The following is a 4,189-nucleotide window of genomic DNA, read 5'->3' as shown; positions in this document are numbered from 1 at the left end:
TCTATAAGGGGTCACCTCCGTATGCATTAAACTTTGGTCGGTAAAATGTTTTGGGAGGCTTCTTATAGATGTATTTTATTACAATAAAAAGAATGTTGGAAGTATGTTTTTCAACACACCCCAACATTCAGTATAGAACCTAAAATAGGAAGTTTCAAAACGGTAATATTCTTAATAAACATTAAGGGGAAAATAAACAGTTTGTAAGGCGGAGAATGTACTCCTTTAAGAATTGCATCGTAGAATAATGATTGTTAATAATGTAGCGATGTTTCATATTCAAAGGAGGAGTATCATGAGTGAGCAGATGCTTGCCCTGCTGGGGTTTGCGACCATCATTGCAATCATTGTGCTGCTGCTGAGAAATGTGACCGTTCCGGCGATTGCATTTATCGGGGTATCCACAGTGACCGCGCTGATTCTGGTTCTTACCGGAACCTACTCAGTCAGCGAGATGGGTGATTTTGTTTCTGCCGGAGTGAAAGGTGTTCATTCAACCGCAGCACTTTTTATCTTTTCGGTATTGTTTTTTGGAATTATGTCCGATGCGGGAATGTTCGATGTCATCATCGGCGCCCTGTTAAAGAGAGTTGGCAATAATGTAGTAGGTGTCGCAATGATGACCTGCATTATCGCGATGATTGCTCATCTTGACGGAAGTGGTGCAGCAACGTTCCTGATCACGATCCCGGCAATGCTGCCGGTTTATAAGAAACTGAAAATGCGTCCGACAACCCTGCTTCTGATCTGTGTCACTGCAATGGGTGTTATGAACCTGATGCCGTGGGGCGGCCCGACGATGCGTGCAGCATCTGTTCTGAGCATGGACTCCAACCTGCTTTGGATGCACATTCTGCCGATGCAGGCAGTCGGAATGGTCATTGCCCTGCTGACTGCATTCTTCTGGGGTACTGTTGAGAAGAAGCGCGGCGCAGGCGAGAACAGCACGCTTGAGGTTGAGTACGGCGATATGGAAGAGGCTGGAAGTTCTGCATCCAAGACCGATCTTGCGAGACCGAAGCTGTTTGCAGTAAACCTGATCTGGACGCTGTTAATCATTGTAGCGCTGATTATGCTGAAAGTTCCGGCTTACTACATCTTCATGGTAGGCTGTGTGGTTGCCCTTCTTGTGAACTACCCGGGCGCAAAGCTGCAGGGAAAGATCATCAAGTCCCACGCAGGTCCGGCACTCACGATGGCTTCCACGATTCTGGCAGCAGGTGTCTTCCTCGGTGTCATGGAGGAGAGTGAGATCATGAACCACATGGCAACGATTCTGGCAGCATTCATTCCGCAGTCCATGGGACGTTTCCTGCCGCTGATCGTTGGTGTTCTGTCTGTTCCTCTGACCCTGATGTTCTGCACGGATTCTTACTTCTACGGACTGCTTCCGGTATTAATCGGAGTTGGAAACCAGTTCGGCGTAGATCCGATTCACACCGCAATCACGATGGTTGTGTGCAGAAACTGTGCAACCTTCATCAGCCCGGTTGTACCGGCTACCTTCCTCGGTGTCGGCCTTGCCGGAGTTGAGATCAAGGATCACATCAAGACGAGCTTCTTCTGGATCTGGGGCGTGAGCCTTGTCTGCATGATTGCAGGTCTGATCCTCGGAGTCCTGACGATCTAAGATCCCATTTCCTTCCCCACAAGGTCTGGTTCTTCCCCAAAGAATCCAGACCGGTATAAAAACATTTTCGACAGATACGACAGTTACATATAAAAATAAGAGCTTTACGGAACATGCTTCTGCCCCTCCCCACCGCACGGGAAATCGGCAGGGGCATGTTTTTTGTTGCATAGGAAATTGCACCCTATGCAACAAAAAATGCTCCGCATGGATGCGCACTCAGCGCAAGGGAAGATGGTTGCTGAAGCAACCGCGCTTCGGCGCGAGAATGTGCCAAGGCACATTCTTTTTAGTACTTAATTTTTTTATAAGAATTTCGTACGTTGAAAGCAAAAAAGGAATGTGATAAAATAGATGCGATTTGGTGCGTCCGCCGAAAAGAACGAAAAGGATAAGGATTATCGATTACCGTTCAAAGGCCGGAGGCTTTTTATCTGTATAGAACGTGATAAAAATAGTTTTTGATAAAAGGAAGCGAGGGACTGTTTAAATTTATGACAGGAAAATACAAACGATATAAGCGATGGATGAGTGGGGCATGCCGGTTCGGAGCCGTATTTCTGACGGGAGCACTGTTAGCAGGATGTCAGGCGGGTGGAAAATCTGCAAATTCGTCTTCTGAGACGGAGCTTGTTCTGACGGATGAGACTCTGCCGCAGACAGCGGCGGATGAGTCGGTGATGGCACTCTCTCCGGATGGACCGATTCTTCCGTCCGTGGCAGGAGTGGACGCAGAGTACACAGATCCGATTCCGGATTTTCTGCGCGTCGGCGAACAGCATCCGATTGTGGCAAAGCTGCAGCAGCGATTGATGGATTTGGGATTCATGGATAACGATGAGCCGACCGACTATTACGGTGAGGTGACGCAGAGCGCAATCAAGATCTACCAGCGTCAGAATCATCTGGCACAGGATGGAATCGTCGGACCGGACACACTGGCAGCCCTGTTCTCACCGGATGCGAAGTACTATGCAGCCCAGCCGGGAGATGTGGGTGATGATATCAGCCGGATTCAGAGCCGTCTCTATGAGCTTGGTTACCTTGCCCAGGCGGAGCAGGTATCGGGAACCTTTGATGAGAGTACCGAGAATGCGGTCAAGAAGATGCAGAGTGTAAACGGACTCGATCAGGACGGAAAAGTCGGACTCAAGACGATGAACCTTCTGTACAGCGATGAGGTGAAGCCCAATATGCTCTCCTACGGTGAGCAGAGTGAGGTGGTGCTTGCCGCTCAGAAGAGACTGAAAGAGCTCGGTTATCTGACAACCGATCCGGATGGCACATACGGATATGACACGACGGTTGCCGTCAAGCAGTTCCAGTCAAGAAACGACCAGATTGTCGATGGTTATCTTGGACCGTCCACGAGAATTGCATTGAACAGTTCCACGGCTGTTCCGAATGCACTCAGTCTTGGCGACAGCGGAGACAATATCTCGAGAGTGCAGACACTCCTGAGCAAACTGGGATACTTAAGTTCCGGAAGTGTGACGGGATATTACGGCGAGATGACGGAGGATGCCGTAAAACTCTTCCAGAACACGAACGGACTCAGCCCGGATGGTCAGGTCGGCATGCAGACGATGGCAAAGCTGACTTCGGGTGATGCGAGAAAGGCTCCGGCGAGAACTTCGGGAGGAAAGACAAACTCCTCGAGCGGAAACAAGACTTCTGTTGCAAAGGGAAATTCTGGAAGCAAGGGAAGCAAGGGAGGATCCGTCAACACCGGATCGGCGAGTGGAGGCGCAAGTGCGCTGATTTCTGTTGCAAGCTCGAAGCTTGGAAGCCGTTACGTCTGGGGCGCAAAGGGACCGAACACATTTGACTGTTCCGGTTTTGTTTACTGGTGTTTGAATCAGGTTGGTGTCCGCCAGAGTTACATCACTTCCTCAGGTTGGAGAAGTGTCGGACGTTACACGAGAATCAACAGTTTCTCAAGCCTGAGAGCAGGCGATATCGTCGTGGTAAGCGGACATGTCGGCATCGTTGCAGGCGGCGGCACCGTAATTGATGCGTCGTCCGGTAACGGAAAAGTTGTTCACCGTTCGTTAAGTTCCTGGTGGGCAAAGAACTTTATCGTCGGCTGGAGAATTTTCGGCTGATAAATCAATTTAAAGCAGAGAAACAGGCAGATGTGTTTCCCGATAAAGAAAGGTTGTCTTTATCGGGGAATACATCTGTTTTTTATTTTTTGCATAAGAGTTTAGAAAATTTATGGACAGAGTATCTAAACAGTGTCCAAAGGTGTAATAAGATGAATACATAAAAAATAAGAGTAACAGAAAACAAGATGTGAAATGAATTACCACGTCTGAAGTCTCCGTTTTCTACGCCATCAGGCGTGGTTTCTGAAAGACTACGATAAGTGGCTTATGGCTATTCACAAAGCCCTATCCCAATGGGATTACTTTTAAGCGACTGTTTGTCGCAAAATATGTTCCTTTCGTCGCTGACGTTTTTGTTTTGATTTGCTGGGCAAATGGTTTGTTTGTAATTGTTTTTGGCAGTTTCTTTTCTGATTTTCATAGTCAGGATGAAGAATAATAAAAATGTTCT

At 48.1% G+C, this 4,189-nt stretch carries 2 protein-coding genes; both read left to right on the top strand.

What is annotated here, in order from left to right; all coding sequences use genetic code 11:
• Positions 1-295 precede the first annotated feature (295 nt).
• The gene (locus ACR0QE_RS13165) at positions 296-1,630 is read left to right on the top strand and encodes a CitMHS family transporter (RefSeq protein ID WP_432628790.1); all 1,335 of its coding nucleotides are present in this window, start codon (positions 296-298) and stop codon (positions 1,628-1,630) included.
• Between the two features lie 494 nt (positions 1,631-2,124).
• Positions 2,125-3,735 (top strand): peptidoglycan-binding protein, encoded by a 1,611-nt coding sequence (locus ACR0QE_RS13160; protein ID WP_432628789.1) that lies wholly within the window; start codon positions 2,125-2,127, stop codon positions 3,733-3,735.
• Positions 3,736-4,189: the final 454 nt, after the last annotated feature.

Origin of the sequence: Brotaphodocola sp., assembly GCF_050873065.1 — a bacterium.
Taxonomy (GTDB): Bacteria; Bacillota; Clostridia; order Lachnospirales; family Lachnospiraceae; genus Brotaphodocola.
This window is presented reverse-complemented; position numbering and strand designations above follow the sequence as displayed.

Bases quoted from the DNA above. Each gene is read 5' to 3' on its own strand.
- ACR0QE_RS13160 (WP_432628789.1), top strand. From the start codon at position 2,125: ATGACAGGAAAATACAAACGATATAAGCGATGGATGAGTGGGGCATGC.
- ACR0QE_RS13165 (WP_432628790.1), top strand. From the start codon at position 296: ATGAGTGAGCAGATGCTTGCCCTGCTGGGGTTTGCGACCATCATTGCA.